The sequence below is a fragment of the Exiguobacterium sp. SH0S1 genome, assembly GCF_004337165.1.
Classification (GTDB): domain Bacteria; phylum Bacillota; class Bacilli; order Exiguobacteriales; family Exiguobacteriaceae; genus Exiguobacterium; species Exiguobacterium aurantiacum_A.
Genome location: NZ_SJVC01000001.1, coordinates 1,172,522 through 1,187,389 on the forward strand (window position 1 = coordinate 1,172,522; position 14,868 = coordinate 1,187,389).

The 14,868-nt window shown below is 52.1% G+C and carries 10 protein-coding genes and 1 pseudogene; 5 read left to right on the top strand and 6 right to left on the bottom strand.

What is annotated here, in order from left to right; translation table 11 throughout:
• The first annotated feature begins 441 nt into the window (after window positions 1-441).
• The 3 genes from EVJ20_RS06005 to EVJ20_RS06015 are packed head-to-tail and all read left to right on the top strand — an operon-like array spanning window position 442 to window position 4,243.
• Window positions 442-2,709: a ribonucleoside-diphosphate reductase subunit alpha gene (locus EVJ20_RS06005; protein WP_255570028.1), complete on the top strand. Its 2,268-nt coding sequence runs from the start codon at window positions 442-444 to the stop codon at window positions 2,707-2,709.
• 30 nt (window positions 2,710-2,739) lie between these two features.
• Entirely contained in the window at window positions 2,740-3,246 is a 507-nt protein-coding gene (locus tag EVJ20_RS06010) for a flavodoxin domain-containing protein (protein ID WP_131490429.1), read from the top strand.
• Window positions 3,203-4,243, top strand: a complete 1,041-nt coding sequence (locus EVJ20_RS06015) for a ribonucleotide-diphosphate reductase subunit beta (protein WP_070328775.1) — start codon at window positions 3,203-3,205, stop codon at window positions 4,241-4,243. Before EVJ20_RS06010 ends, EVJ20_RS06015 begins: the two co-directional genes overlap by 44 nt.
• A gap of 108 nt (window positions 4,244-4,351) precedes the next feature.
• Here the strand turns inward: EVJ20_RS06015 and EVJ20_RS06020 are convergent, their stop codons facing one another.
• Window positions 4,352-6,265 carry an N-acetylmuramoyl-L-alanine amidase gene (locus EVJ20_RS06020; protein WP_131463893.1) on the bottom strand — a complete coding sequence of 638 codons (1,914 nt, stop codon included), beginning with the start codon at window positions 6,263-6,265 and terminating at the stop codon, window positions 4,352-4,354.
• 128 nt (window positions 6,266-6,393) lie between these two features.
• Complete coding sequence (locus tag EVJ20_RS06025) at window positions 6,394-7,182, bottom strand: MazG nucleotide pyrophosphohydrolase domain-containing protein (RefSeq protein ID WP_131507272.1); 789 nt, start codon at window positions 7,180-7,182, stop codon at window positions 6,394-6,396.
• Window positions 7,183-7,267: 85 nt separating this feature from the next.
• Between EVJ20_RS06025 and ytvI the strand changes: the two genes are divergently transcribed.
• Complete coding sequence (ytvI, locus tag EVJ20_RS06030) at window positions 7,268-8,398, top strand: sporulation integral membrane protein YtvI (protein ID WP_131490431.1); 1,131 nt, start codon at window positions 7,268-7,270, stop codon at window positions 8,396-8,398.
• A 5-nt stretch (window positions 8,399-8,403) separates the two neighbouring features.
• On the opposite strand, the gene EVJ20_RS06035 is transcribed toward ytvI, so the two are convergent.
• The 3 genes from EVJ20_RS06035 to EVJ20_RS06040 are packed head-to-tail and all read right to left on the bottom strand — an operon-like array spanning window position 8,404 to window position 10,641.
• Window positions 8,404-9,063 carry a DUF429 domain-containing protein gene (locus EVJ20_RS06035; protein WP_131441446.1) on the bottom strand — a complete coding sequence of 220 codons (660 nt, stop codon included), beginning with the start codon at window positions 9,061-9,063 and terminating at the stop codon, window positions 8,404-8,406.
• Window positions 9,044-9,202: a hypothetical protein gene (locus tag EVJ20_RS15150; protein ID WP_161567373.1), complete on the bottom strand. Its 159-nt coding sequence runs from the start codon at window positions 9,200-9,202 to the stop codon at window positions 9,044-9,046. The genes EVJ20_RS06035 and EVJ20_RS15150 overlap by 20 nt, the downstream gene beginning before the upstream one ends.
• Window positions 9,199-10,641 (bottom strand): leucyl aminopeptidase, encoded by a 1,443-nt coding sequence (locus EVJ20_RS06040; protein WP_131490432.1) that lies wholly within the window; start codon window positions 10,639-10,641, stop codon window positions 9,199-9,201. Before EVJ20_RS06040 ends, EVJ20_RS15150 begins: the two co-directional genes overlap by 4 nt.
• 331 nt (window positions 10,642-10,972) lie before the next feature.
• On the opposite strand from EVJ20_RS06040, the gene ptsP reads away from it, so the two are divergent.
• Window positions 10,973-12,691, top strand: coding sequence for a phosphoenolpyruvate--protein phosphotransferase (ptsP, locus tag EVJ20_RS06045; protein WP_070328769.1), 1,719 nt, complete (start codon window positions 10,973-10,975; stop codon window positions 12,689-12,691).
• Window positions 12,692-12,829: 138 nt separating this feature from the next.
• On the opposite strand, the pseudogene ptsG reads toward ptsP, so the two are convergent.
• A pseudogene (gene ptsG, locus EVJ20_RS06050) lies at window positions 12,830-14,767 on the bottom strand (glucose-specific PTS transporter subunit IIBC); the annotation flags it as partial.
• Window positions 14,768-14,868: the final 101 nt, after the last annotated feature.

A 14,868-nucleotide genomic window follows, 5' to 3' on the forward strand; every position in this document is an offset into this window, starting at 1 on the left:
GGCGCTAGCCTTACCTCGGATTTCCCGCTTTTTCAAATCGAGCCAACACTATATCTAGTATTGGTTCCTGGTCATAACCTTTTTAATAATTTATGGAATCAGTGACATTCTTCTTGATTTCTGTATTGACAAATCGGATTGAACGCTTACAAAAAAAGCGGACAGCTTTGACCTCGGGAATCAGTAAATCTTTTTTTCGTCTCATATCACGTCTCAAAACGGTTGAGAGAGCCGTTTTAGAGTAAAAGTAATTCGCATCGTCACAGTTTTATAAATTTCAATGATTGCAAAACTAAATATGGGTGATTTATGATTAAAAAGAGAATAAAACGTCAATATATAGTTAACGGATATTTATCACGTTCTATCCCCATTGACGTTGAATCGGACAAGTTCCGCTATACCTTTATAATTTCTACACCTGAAGAAGGAGTGATCGTTTTGACATCCCCTATCCACCACGAGACGATGTTGCCGGCAACACCAACCCTTGCCGACGTAGCAACATTGATCCAATCCTTAACACAACGCTACCCGCAGCTCAGCGTCGCACGCTACGAGGAACGTTTGATTCGAGCACTCGATTCAAAATCACTGACACAAGATGTAGTATATGACTTGATGACGATGCACGCCCTCGATATGTTGAAGGCTGAAGAGCCGGACTGGACGTTCGTCGCGACCGAGATGTACTTAAACCGTCTCTACCTTGAAGCAGCACGCAACCGCGGGTATGACGCTTCGATGCGTTACGGCTCACTCTATTCGATGATCGAGACGCTGACGAACAAAGGCATCTTCACGTCGGCGTTAATTGACACATACTCTAAAGAAGATATCGCTTATTTAGAGACGTTGATCGACCCGTCACGCGATCGCCTCTTCACTTACATCGGCCTACGGACGTTATCGGACCGTTACCTCGGACGCGATCACGTTAAAAACTTATATGAGCTCCCACAAGAGCGGTTTATGGTCATCGCCATGACGCTCATGCAAAACGAGGCCGCGTCTAAACGGGTCCAACTTGCCGAAGAAGCCTACTGGGCGCTATCGAACTTATACATGACCGTCGCGACGCCGACGCTCTCGAATGCCGGTAAATCGTACGGGCAGCTTAGCTCTTGCTTCATCGATACGGTCGATGATTCACTCCGCGGTATTTACGACTCGAACACGGACGTGGCCACACTTTCAAAAGGCGGCGGCGGCATCGGGGTCTACCTCGGCAAAATCCGTTCACGCGGAAGTGACATTAAAGGATTCAAAGGTGTCTCGAGCGGTGCGTTGCCTTGGATGAAGCAGTTGAACAACACGGCCGTCTCGGTCGATCAACTCGGCATGCGTCAAGGCTCGATCGCCGTCTACTTGGACATCTGGCACAAGGATATCTTTGAATTCCTCGATGCCAAGTTGAACAACGGCGATGAGCGCCTCCGCACTCATGACTTGTTCACCGGCGTCTGTTTACCGGACTTGTTCATGCGTACCGTCGAAGCGCGGGGCGATTGGCATTTGTTCGACCCGCATGAGATCCGCACGGTCATGGGCTTCAGCCTTGAAGACTTCTACGACGAGACGGACAACGGCGGTTCGTTCACCGAGAAATATACGGCTTGTGTCAACAATCCCGAGCTCACACGTGTAACCGTGCCGGCCATCGACCTCGTCAAACGTTACATGCGCTCACAGCTCGAGACGGGCACGCCGTACATGTTCTTCCGGGATGCGGTCAACCGCGCCAACCCGAACAAACATGCGGGTATGATTTACAGCTCGAACCTCTGTTCAGAAATCGCCCAGAACATGTCGGCGACGACAATCGATGAAGAGTACACAGCAGACGGGAAAATCGTCATCACGAAGACTCCGGGCGACTTTGTCGTCTGTAACTTGAGCTCGATCGCACTCGCACGTGCCGTCAAATCCGACGTGCTCGAGCGCCTCATCCCGATTCAAATGCGAATGCTCGATAACGTCATCGACCTCAACACGATCGAAGTGCCGCAAGCGATGATCACGAACCAGAAATATCGTTCTGTCGGTCTCGGCACGTTCGGGTGGCACCATTTGCTCGCCCTCGAAGGCATACGCTGGGAATCGGTCGACGCCGTCCATTACGCTGAGAAACTTTACGAAAAAATCGCCTATCTCACGATTCACGCTTCGATGGAACTTGCGAAAGAAAAAGGCGCGTTCGGCGTGTTCGAAGGTTCGGAATGGCACACGGGCGAATACTTCAGTCGCCGCAACTACCGGTCGCACGACGAGCTCGACTGGGACGGACTCGCGGCTGAGGTTCACCAAAACGGTGTCCGCAACGCCTACATGATGGCCGTCGCACCGAACTCGTCGACAGCGATCATCGCCGGCAGCACCGCTTCGATCGACCCGATCTATAAGAAAGTATATTCGGAAGAGAAGAAAAATTATAAGATCCCAGTGACCGTCCCTGACCTCAACTCGGAGACGAACTGGTTCTACAAATCAGCGTTTGAAGTCGACCAACTTTGGAGCATCCGTCAAAACGCGGCCCGCCAACGCCACATCGACCAAGCGATCAGTTTCAACTTATACGTCAAGAACGACGTGAAGGCGACTGAAATGCTGGCGATGCACCTCGAGGCATGGTCGCTCGGTATGAAATCGATCTATTACACGCGTTCAACGACCGTCGAAGTCGATGAATGCGAATCGTGTTCGTCGTAACATCTGTTTAACGAAAGGTGGGACCTAACCATGAACGTCGCAATCGTCTATAGTTCAATGAGCGGGAATACAGAAGAGGTCGCCGAGTTGATTCAGGCGACCCACGTCAATCGGGGCGACCGTGCCGTCTTGTACGAAGCGGACCGCATCGGCCATCGCGAGGCCCAAGCGCTCGCCACGTACGACCTCGTCTATTTCGGGTCGTACACGTGGGCCGATGGCGTCTTGCCAGACGAGATGAAAGATACGTTCCGGCTTCTCTTGAAAGAGCAGTCGGTACCGATTCGTCAAGCCGCCGTCTTCGGGACGGGTGACAAGATGTTCGTTCATTTCTGCCGCGCTGTCGACGAGATGGCATACCACCTTTCGAAGTTTGGAATCCCCCTTGCCGGTGAACTGTTGAAAATCGAACAGTCGCCGCGCAACCAACCGTACAACGTCCGTGCTTGGACCGAACGGTTGGCACGAAACGCCGAAGAAGGAGTACACGTCTATGACTATTCAAAAGATCAAACTACTGTCGCCCAAACATCCTAATCGGGCGACAGCCATTATCGGTGGCGAGACGAGTTCGATCGTCAACTGGAACGATATCGCCTATCCACAATTTTATACAATTTATAAACAGTTGCTGTCTAACTTTTGGATCCCAGATGAGATCTCGATGTCAAAAGACATGCAACAATGGCCGCAACTGACCGAGCGTGAACAAGACGCGTTCAAGCGCATCATCGGCTTGTTGTCGATTCTCGACTCGGTGCAGACGCGCTACATTCTCGAGTCGGCGATGTTCTCTTCCGACTCGTCGGTCCACTCGGTGCTCGCCATCATCGCCCAGCAAGAAGTCGTCCATAATCAATCGTACAGCTACGTGTTGTCGAGTCTCGTTCCGCTCAGCGAGCAGAACCGCATCTTCGATATCGCCAAAGATGACGAGATGGTCATGAAACGTAATCAGTTCATCTTAGACTTGTATGAAGACTTCCGGGCCGTGCCGAACGCGGAGAACTTCGCGAAGTCTCTCGTCGCCTCGGTCATCCTTGAAGGCATCAACTTCTATTCCGGATTCGCCTACTTCTATAACCTCGCCCGTCATCAGAAGATGGTCGGGACGTCGACGATGATCAGCTATATCCAACGGGACGAGATGCAACATTCGCATTTCGTCAGCCAGCTGCTTCGCGCCGTCTTGACCGAGAACCCGGAAATCGACGCCGACGGAAGCTTCAGCCAGTTCGTCTACGACACGATGGGACAAGCGGTCGACCTCGAGATCGAGTGGTGCGAATACGTACTCCGTGACCTCGATGGCCTCGACGTCAGCGAGATGCGTGATTACATCAAATACCTTGCCAACAAACGCCTGCGAGTCATCGGGTTGAACGATTTGTATGAAGGCTTCAACGAGGACGTCATGCCGTGGATCCGTGCCTATTCGGACGACTCGCTCAACGCGACGAAATCCGATTTCTTCGAACAAAAATCACGCTCATACGCGAAAGTGACTGACGCCAACGGTTTCGACGACTTATAAGCCAAGCCCTCGCCCATTCGGACGAGGGCTTGTTTACTACATAAAAGGAAGGCCCCGGCTCGTGTTGAGCTGGGGCCTTCTGTATACTCCTGCGCGAGCAGGTTGGAATTAATGGTACGCTCTCACGTATTGGGCAATACCTTCAGCAACACCGATTGCCATGCGCTGGCGCGATGCTTCACTGCGAAGGTGGACAATATCTTGCGGAGACGAGATGAACCCGAGTTCGACGAGTGCTGACGGCATCGTGTTATACGTGATGACGTAGTAGTTCGCCGTCTTGACACCGCGGTTTCTCATCCCTGACATTTCACCCATCAAATTCGATTGGATGTTCGTTGCGAGCACCCGACTCTTGGCACTATGGGCCGACGAGGTCGAGTAGAACGTTTCGACTCCGTTCGCCGCGGATGTCGTCGCCGCGTTCGTATGCAGGCTGACGAAGAGATCGCCACGTAAGTTTCTGGCCGCTTGGACACGTTGATTGAGCGTCAAGTAAACGTCTGTCGAACGTGTCAACCGGACTTCGTAACCATACTTCGAACGAAGATACGCTTCCGTACGTTTCGTCACGTCGAGTACGACCGTTTTCTCATAAAGCGAACTTCTCACTGCACCCGGATCGGTTCCACCGTGTCCGGCATCGAGAACGATGACCGCACCACTTGATACGCTAGGCTTTGAAGCCGATGCATACGCCGTTGAGATGTAACCATCACGGTTGTTGTATTTAATCTTGTAGAAGCCGTTCGATGAACCGTAGTGGTCGACTTGCGTGCCGTGTGCAAGTTTCCCGAGTATCGTCGAGCTGGCCGAAGCCGTCGCTCTGACGTTCAAGACATCACCCGGCGTGTTGATATACACTTTCCCTTGTGGCGATGCAGCAGGTGCTGATGGCGCCTTACCAGCAGTCAACCATGAAGTCGGTGTGAAGTAGGTCTTCGTCCCGACGAAAACGTTTGACCAGCTTGAGTTGTATGTGCTGTACGTGACAGCCGTGTACTGCGGCAAGACGAGCAATACCGATGAACTCTGGTGCGTTTTACCGAACAAGTTGATGTTGCGGTTGGCGTATCCTTGAACTTTCGTCTCGACTGGCTTTGTCGTCGTCGGCGGTTGAACCGGGGCAACGCCTGGTGTGATCCATGCCGTCGGTGTATAGTACGTGTCGCTGCCGATATAGACAGTCGACCAGCTCGAGTTGTACTTACTCGATGCGACTACCGTGTTCAACGGGAGTACTTTAACGACTTTCGATGCCTGGTTGCGCGTATCGAACAATTTCAAGTCCCGGTTCGCGTAGCCAGTCTCTGTCGTCGTCGCCGGCTTCAGTGTTCCGGCTGTAATTCCTCGAGTCGGTGTGTAGTAGGTCTTCGTGCCTTCATAAATAACCGACCAGCTCGAGTTGTGGATGCTGAACGTGACAGCGCGCTTGGCCGGGATCGTTTTCGCGACCGGTGATGTTTGTAGCGTGCGATTGAACAGCTGAATGTCGCGATTCGTGTAGCCCGATTGCTTTTTAGGCGCTGAAACGACTAACTTTGGCGCAAGGTAAGCTTTCGCCGCATAGTACGTCTTTCCATTCAAGAAAACTTTGGCCCATGATGAGTTATGGACGGCATAGTTCACTTCAGTGCCTTTTTTAAGCGTCGTAACGATTTTCGCATCACGGTGTGACGTCACTCGAATGTTCAAGTTTTCTGTCGTGACGCCTGTCGATGATGCTGCTTGCGTCGTGATCGTCGTCGGTGACGAGGCGATCCGTTTAATGTACGGGGCCGAAGCATAGTAAGTGCGACTATTTAGATACACTTTATGCCATGATTGGTTATAAGTCCCATACTTTACTTTTGTGCCTTTCGGTAACGTCGTGATGACCGCTCCCGTCGTGCTTGGTGTCGATCGAACGTTTAAATTGACAGTCGTTTCGCCATCTAATGTCGATGCCTCAACCGCAGGGATTTGAGCACCGAACAACAACAGCGATAAGATGAGAGCAACTTTCAATAGCTTCATTTTCATCCAAAATATTCCTTTCTTCTCGCGCTAATTTATACTAACAACACCTTCATAGTAGCATAACGCTTTTTAAAAAAAAGTAAGTATTTGAAAAAAAGATGAATATTTTTGATAAAAAGGGGAATACTTTTCTACCAGTTTTTACGAATAATAATAAATTTGTCTATCCCATGCCATTCTTCGTCGATTACGAACGATTCCGGCACCTTCCAGTCTTGCTCGAGAGAGGACGTCATGATGAACGGATCGTCTGGTTGAAGAATGACGAACCCATCCAGCCCTTCGACATGGGCAATCTTAAAGAATCGTTCCATGTTATATTCTCGTTCTCTATATCGGCTCGCTTCCTCCGAAGGTTTAGCCTCAATTCCTCCCCAATATCGACCAGATTTAAAACGCGTGTACAATCGCACCGCCGATTCGGTGATCGGGTCAGGCGTATGGTCGAACCGCCCGAAATCGCGCGCGGATTTCTCATCGATCAGCGAACCGATTTCCGCATACAAATCAAGCTCAATCTCGCGTGCGATATCGAACACCGCTGCTTGGACGCTCTCGATTCGATACTGTAACGAACCCGGCGTCGATGATGCTTTCAATTTTTTATCCCCTTCGTAGGCGTTCAAGGTCCGGGCCACCTCCCCCGCTTCACGAACGAGCGAATAGTAAGCGCGATGAACGAGGCGCTCGCCTCGTCCGTTCGATTGATCGTCAAGTTCGATCGCATACTGATTGGCGAGACAAGTTGAAATGACGAATACATCTAACAGCTCTTCCACGAGCGCTGCCTCGTCCTGGTCATGCAAGGCACCACCCACTTCTCCCACTTCTTCTAATAATCTGGCCAAGCCTGATAGCGGCCGCCAATACCCTCCTAAGTGGATAATCATCCGATCGATTTTCTGTTGAATCTCCTTCATATTTAATCACCTATCCATCCTCTTCATTTACCAGTTGCGTGGTATACTATGCTCAATCCAATTGTTAGGAAAGGGGCAACCCCTCATGTCTCCTGTAAGACTTTGGCAATTACTTCGATTTCTCCTTGTCGGCATCGGACTCGTGCTCGTTATTTGGGGACTGAGCGTCCTCTTTACGTACACGTATCCTTTCGTGTTCGCTTTCTTGTTATCCTTGTTGACAGTCCCCCTCGTCAACTTGTTCGAGCGTCAGACGAAGATGCCGCGTGCCCTTGGCACCCTCGTTTCACTGCTAATCGTTATGAGTCTTGTCAGCGGCGTCATCGCCATCGTCGTCACCCAATTGATTCGTTACTTGACGATTGCGGCCGAAAAACTTCCAGACCAGATCGAGACGTTCACTGCCTACGTGCAGCGTATGTTCAATCAAAAAATCGCCCCGTTCGTCAACGACGCCTACGACAGCATCCAACGGTTAAACCCTGGTCAAACGACATCGCTCGAAGGTGGCATCACTGAAATCGGCGTCCAACTCGGTGCCGCGATCGGCGTCCTGTCTCGAGGTGTCGCCGGGCTCCTGCAAGACATCCTGAGCGCACTCCCGCTTGTCCTGCTCTTGTTCGTCGTCATCGTCCTAGCCTGGTTCTTCATCACGAAAGACTGGCCGTCTTACATGCGTTCGATCGAGCGGTTGAACAAACGAAAAGGCTTTAAAGAGTTCGAACTCGTCATGCTCAATTTACGCTCGGCTTTGTTCGGCTATGTCCGGGCCCAATTGACCCTCATTTCCATCACGTTCGGAATCGTCTTGGTCGGGATGTTCATTCTACGTGTCGACAATCCGTTCTCATTCGCCTTGTTAGCCGCGTTCTTTGATCTGTTGCCTTACCTGGGTGTCGGAACACTCTTAGTGCCATGGGCAGCCTACGCGGCCATCTCAGGCGACTGGTTCAGCGCGATCGGGCTTCTCGTGCTCTACATCCTCGTCATCGTCCAACGCAACTTGGCCGAGCCGAAGATCGTCGGCTCTCATATCGGCCTCGATCCGCTCGCGGCTTTGATCTCGATCTTTGTCGGTCTGCAACTGTTCGGTGTCCTCGGTTTCATTTTAGGACCAGTCCTCGCGGTATTGCTGAAAGCACTCTACAACGCCCAAGTATTTCATTACATATGGAAGTTCGTCCTCGGACCGATCCAGACACCAAAAGAGCGATGACGCGGTCATCGCTCTTTTGTCTTCGGTACCGCTACGAACGGTAATCCCTCTGTTTGATGCGGATGCGTCTCTAAGCCTGTCGTCCCGGCCTCATAGGCGGCGACGGCAAGGATACATGCGTCGATGATATCGTCGACTTTGACGTTCGACATCTTCCACTTCCACGGCGAACTTTTCGAATAGCGCCGCAACAGCTCGATCCGTTCGGCTTCGCCGGCCTCAGTCTTTTTGCTGAAATCGGCCTCGTGTCCGGTCATGACGGCGAAACAGACTTCCGGATGCGACTCATACACGTCTTCAGCCGTGATCGTTTGAAACTCACGAATACGCGGCACGAGGTTCCATGCTTGCTTGCTGATTCCTTTTCCAATCAGTTCGCGACTTCTCACATTGGCGGCTTCATACGTCTGTTCCATCACGACGTCTTGAATCGGCGGCGTGAAGATCGACGACTTCCGTTGCTTCAACTGGGCCCGCATCCACGCATCGCACGTCCGATCCGGGTTTGAGATCGTCCCGAGATCGTTCGGCATGTCGACGAAGTGCATTGCCCCGTCAATCAATAAATCTTCCAACTGTTCTGAGATGGTCAAGCACAGCGAGATGCTATCGTACGTGATTCGCACCCAGCCTCCGCGTGCCCCATCAATTCCTACTCCGACCACGGCGTCCCTCCTGAATCAAAAACAAAACTCCGAGCACCGCACTAAAGACGGATACCCCTAACAACAACTGGCTCGGCCAAGCCGCATAGCCGAGACCTGCGACGATGGCCAAACCGATCAACATTAATCCGAATTTCAACGCTTCCACCCTTCGAGCATTGACGCAAGTGTACGTACCATAACACCGGTCGGGCCTTTCGGACCGAGATCGTTCGCCGCAGAACGTTCGCTCGTTCCAGCGATATCGAGGTGGAGCCACGGCGTGTCACCGACGAACTCGCCGACGAACGCGCCACCGAAAATCATATGACCGAAACGGCCCGGTGAGTTGTTCAAGTCGGCGACTTCAGATTTCCGAACTTGCTTGATGAACACATCAAAGTAAGGCATTTGCCAAACGAGCTCATTCGTTGCTCGGCTCGCCGTCTCTAGTGCCTCATAGAGCGAGTCGTCGTTCGTCAGGCAACCAGTTACCTCAGTACCGAGCGCGACGAGTACACCGCCTGTCAGCGTCGCTACGTCGATAATGGCTTTCGGCTCATACGTCTTCGCGAACGTCACCGCATCGGCAAGAACGAGTCGTCCTTCCGCATCGGTATTGAGCACTTCGATCGTTTTCCCGTTCATCGCCGTAATGACGTCGTCCGGTTTGAACGCGTCTCCTGAAATCATGTTGTCCGTTGCCGGAATGACGCCGAGCACGTTGACAGCCGGTTTCGTCGTCGCGAGCGTCTCAAACAGACCGAGCACGGTGGCGGCACCACCCATATCGCCTTTCATCCCGACGATCCCGTCTTTCGGCTTGATCGAGTAACCGCCCGTGTCGAACGTGACACCTTTTCCGACGACGGCAATCGGCGCATCGTCCCCGGCACCGTTGTACTCGAGCACGATCAACTTCGGCGGAATTGTCGAACCTTGATTGACAGCGAGCAGCGCCCCCATACCGAGCGCCTCCATCTCTTCTTTTTCAATGATTCGATGGCTGAAACCATGACGCTCGGCCAGGTCGACGGCGTAGTCGGCTAGTGCCACTGCGTTCAAAATGTTAGCCGGCATCATCGTCAACGTCCGAGCGACGTTGACCCCACGCCCGTAAGCGGCACCCGCTTCGACGTCCGCTTCGTTCGCGTCTCCTAAAAGGGTGATCGTCACGTCCGGTGTCGCCGATTTTGGCGCCGACTTATATGTAGGATGCTCATACGTCGCCATCTCATACGCTTCTGCGAACAAGCTCGCCACGCCTGGTTCAAACGTGTCGAGCGCGACCGCGACGTCCGTGAAGGCGCGGGCTTTGATTTCTTTCGCGACTTTCCCGAACCAATTTCGCAAGTTTTCGACGGACGAATCGTTGCGTTGTCCTAAACCCACGAACAGCACGCGTTTGATGTTCCCCTCAAACGTCGGCACGATCGAGACTTCCCCTGTCTTCGTCGAGATGTCAGCTGACTGGATGAGCGATTTGACGCGCCCGTTGAACAACGTGTCGAGCCCTGTTTCGACGGCGTCGGCCGCCCCGATTCCGACAACGACCGTGTCGTGTGAACCGGTCCAGTCTAATTCAGCGAATTGATACATATTTGCCACTTCCCTTCTTTATATAAGGTAAGCATAACGAACTTCATCGAAATAATGAAATAGTATGCGCAATCGTCGCTAATTCTTCAAATTCAAAGGCTATCTCCTCGTTGTGACGATGTTTTATTTTATGATAGGATAGGAAAGTACGCAATCAGGCATCCCTCGTGCTCGAGGCGAGGCCATTTTGTTCGGTCGAGGCTTCCCCTAGTAGTAGACCGTTGCTACTTTAATCTTCCGGGTTTTCGTTAGTTCCTTTTTCATTTCGGGTAAGAACTAACGAGGTAACGTTGGAAAAAACACTATTTCTTTGAAGAGAGGGATTACGCTTATGTCACACATTAAAGGTATTGGCGCATCTGCAGGAATCGCAGTTGCGAAAGCATTCGTCATGGAGACACCTTCATTTGACATCCCGACGAACAAAATCGAGGACGTAGCCGCTGAGAAGGCGCGCTTCCAAGCAGCCATCGCTCAGTCGAAAACAGAACTCGAAGAAATCCGCCAGATCACACTGCGTGAACTCGGAGAAGACAAGGCTGAGATCTTCTCGGCTCACTTGCTCATCGTGGAAGACCCAGAGATCGTCTCGCAAGTGAACGAAAAAATTGAAAGCGAACACATGAACGCTGCGAAAGCGCTCGATGAAGTCGCTCAAACGATGATCATGATCTTTGAATCGATGGACAACGAGTACATGCGCGAGCGCGCGGCTGATGTCCGCGACGTCACAAAACGCGTCATGGCCCACATCCTCGGCGTCACGTTCATGACACCTGCTTCAATTTCAGAGGAAGTCATCATCATCGCTGAAGATTTGACACCGTCTGACACGGCTCAGCTCAACCGCAAATACGTCAAAGGGTTCGCGACAAACATCGGCGGTCGTACATCACACTCGGCCATCATGTCGCGCTCACTTGAAATCCCGGCAGTCGTCGGAACGAAAGTCGCACTCGAAGAAATCAAGAACGGCGACCTCGTCGTCATCGACGGGACAGAAGGAGACGTTTTCGTCAATCCGTCTGAAGAACTCGTCAATGAATACGTCGCTAAACGTGCGTCATTCGAAGCCTACAAAGAAGAGTTGAAGCAACTCGTCAACGAAGAGTCTGTCACGGCAGACGGTCATAAAGTGAAACTCGCGGCGAACATCGGGACACCGAACGACCTTGAAGGCGTTCTTAAAAACGGTTCTGATGCGATCGGTCTTTACCGGACAGAGTTCCTTTACATGGATTCAGAAACATTCCCGACTGAAGAAGAGCAGTACACGGCATACAAAACAGTAATCGAAGGCATGGAAGGCAAACAAGTCGTCATCCGTACGCTCGACATCGGTGGAGATAAAGAATTGTCTTACCTCGACCTCCCGAAAGAGATGAACCCGTTCCTCGGCTATCGCGCCATCCGCCTTTGCCTCGAAGAAACGGACTTGTTCCGCACACAGCTTCGCGCCCTTCTCCGCGCCTCGGCTCACGGTGACCTCGCTATCATGTTCCCAATGATTGCGACACTTGAAGAGTTCCGCGCAGCGAAAGCCCTTCTTCTCGAAGAAGAAGCGAAGTTGAAAGCAGAAGGCGTCGCTGTCGGTAACTACGAGACAGGAATGATGGTCGAAATTCCTTCGACAGCCGTCATGGCGAAACAATTCGCGAAAGAAGTCGACTTCTTCTCTGTCGGCACGAACGACTTGATTCAATACACAATGGCAGCTGACCGCATGAACGAGAAAGTCTCGTACTTGTACCAGCCGTTCAACCCGGCCATCTTGAACCTTCTCCACAACGTCATCACAGAAGCACACAAAGCAGGCAAATGGGTCGGCATGTGTGGCGAGATGGCTGGAGAAGAGCTTGCGATTCCAATCCTGCTAGGACTTGGCCTCGACGAGTTCTCGATGTCGGCTTCAAGCGTCCTTCGCGCACGTAGCCTCGTGAAACGTTTGACGAAAGCTGAAACAGAAGCGATCGTCAACGACGTCCTCAACATGGATACAGCCGAAGAAGTCGTCAACTTCATCAGCCAAAAATTCGATATTAAAGCATAATCAAAAGTGGCTCTCGCAATTTGCGAGAGCCACTTTTTTTTGCGCTTATTCCGCGCCTTTGTCATCCGTTCTAAAATCGAGCGCTTCCCCGGCGACGACCGTCTCTCCGAACGGTACGACGACGACTTTGCCGTCCCCGTTCGTCCAAATGATCGGCGTGATGAGCGACGGGACTTTGTCACGGATCAAGTTGAGGTCGACATCGAGCAGAATATCTCCAGCTTCGACGCGGTCGCCTTCTTTCACTTTGGCGACGAACCCTTCCCCTTTCAGATTGACCGTATCAAGACCGACGTGGATGAGAATCTCGCGTCCGTCGTCCGCGAGCAGCCCGATCGCGTGTTTCGTCGGGAAGAACGTCGTGATCTGACCGGTGACCGGTGCCACGACTTGGCCGGAACTCGGCTCGATCGCGAACCCTTCACCCATCATCCGGCCCGAGAAGACTTGGTCCGGTACATCGTCAAGCGACAAGATGACACCCGACATCGGTGCGAGGAAGCGATGGTCGGCATGCTCGGCCGCTTCCGGCGTGATGACCGCTTTTTCTTTCGGTTTGTACTCGCCACCTTCGATGATGGCGGCGATTTGCGATTTGAGTGTATCGGACTTCGGTCCGAAGATGGCTTGAATGTTATCCCCGACTTCAAGCACACCGGCGGCACCAAGATCTTTCAGCAAGTCTTTATCGACTTGTTTGACATCGTTCACGGTGACACGGAGTCGTGTGATACAAGCATCAAGATGCTTGATATTCTCAGGGCCACCGAGGCCAACGAGCACTTCGTACGGAAGGTCATCGTCGACAACCGTTCGGGCGCCACGCCCTTCGGCGACGACGTCACGACCTGGAACTTTCAAATCGAACTTCGTGATCGCGAAACGGAATCCAAAGTAATAGACGACCGCGAAGACGAGACCGACTGGAACGACGAGCCACCAAGCGGTCCGGTTCGGTAATACCCCGAACAGCAGGTAGTCGATGAGTCCGCCCGAGAACGTCATCCCAATTTTAACGTTGAGCAAATGCATCGTCATAAACGATAGTCCAGCGAACACGGCGTGAATACCGAAGAGAAGTGGTGCGACGAAGACAAACGAGAATTCGACCGGTTCAGTGATACCAGTCAAGAATGAAGTGAGGGCTGCTGAGAAGTAAAGTCCTTCCACGTCTTTACGACGCTCTTTCGGGACCGTGTGGTACATGGCGAGACAGGCGGCCGGTAACCCGAACATCATGAACGGGAACTTCCCAGTCATGTACGTCCCGGCTGTGAATTCGACGCCGTCACGAAGCTGGGCGAAGAAGATCCGTTGGTCCCCCTGAACGAGATCCCCGGCTTGGTTCGTATATTCCCCGAACTGGAACCAAAACGGCGAGTACCAAATGTGGTGAAGACCGAAAGGAATCAATGACCGTTCGACCAAACCGAAGACGAATGCGGAAACCGCGACGTTCGCCTCAATGATCGTGCTCGAGAACGTATTAATGGCAGTACCGATCGGCGGCCAAATGTAGGCGAGCGCGATCCCGATCACTAAACTGAACGCGGCGGTCGCAATCGGAACGAAACGTTTCCCAGCAAAGAATCCTAAGAAGTCCGGCAACTTGATGTTAAAGTACTTGTTATACGCGAACGCGGCAATCAAACCGGCGATGATACCACCGAATACCCCCATTTGGAGCGTCGGGATACCAAGTACCGATGCATAGGCAGGATCCCCCTGGACAATTTCTGCAGTAATCCCGTTCCACGTGCTGATAACTTTGTTCATGATCAAATAACCAACGATAGCTGCTAACCCGGCAACACCGTCTCCGTTGGCCAGCCCAATGGCGACCCCGACGGCGAACAACAGACCTAAATTGGCAAACACGATATCCCCGGCATCGGTCATGACTTGCCAAATGAGGACGAGTGCATCGTTTGCCAAGAAAGGTAACAGCGAAACGAGATCAGGATTTTGGAACGCCGTACCAAATGCAAGTAATAGACCGGCTGCCGGCAAAATCGCAACCGGAAGCATGAGCGCCTTCCCGATCCGCTGCAATACGCCAAACACTTTCTTCCACATCATGGTTCCTCCTTTTGTCAGAATACTTACTTTTCCCCATCTGATACCAGGCTGAAACCGTTTCCCCATACAAAAAAAGCCAACCCTTAATGGATTGGCTT

Bases quoted from the DNA above. Each gene is read 5' to 3' on its own strand.
- ytvI (WP_131490431.1), top strand. From the start codon at position 7,268: ATGTCTCCTGTAAGACTTTGGCAATTACTTCGATTTCTCCTTGTCGGC.
- ptsP (WP_070328769.1), top strand. From the start codon at position 10,973: ATGTCACACATTAAAGGTATTGGCGCATCTGCAGGAATCGCAGTTGCG.
- EVJ20_RS06020 (WP_131463893.1), bottom strand. From the start codon at position 6,265: ATGAAAATGAAGCTATTGAAAGTTGCTCTCATCTTATCGCTGTTGTTG.
- EVJ20_RS06040 (WP_131490432.1), bottom strand. From the start codon at position 10,641: ATGTATCAATTCGCTGAATTAGACTGGACCGGTTCACACGACACGGTC.
- EVJ20_RS06010 (WP_131490429.1), top strand. From the start codon at position 2,740: ATGAACGTCGCAATCGTCTATAGTTCAATGAGCGGGAATACAGAAGAG.
- EVJ20_RS06015 (WP_070328775.1), top strand. From the start codon at position 3,203: ATGACTATTCAAAAGATCAAACTACTGTCGCCCAAACATCCTAATCGG.
- EVJ20_RS06025 (WP_131507272.1), bottom strand. From the start codon at position 7,182: ATGAAGGAGATTCAACAGAAAATCGATCGGATGATTATCCACTTAGGA.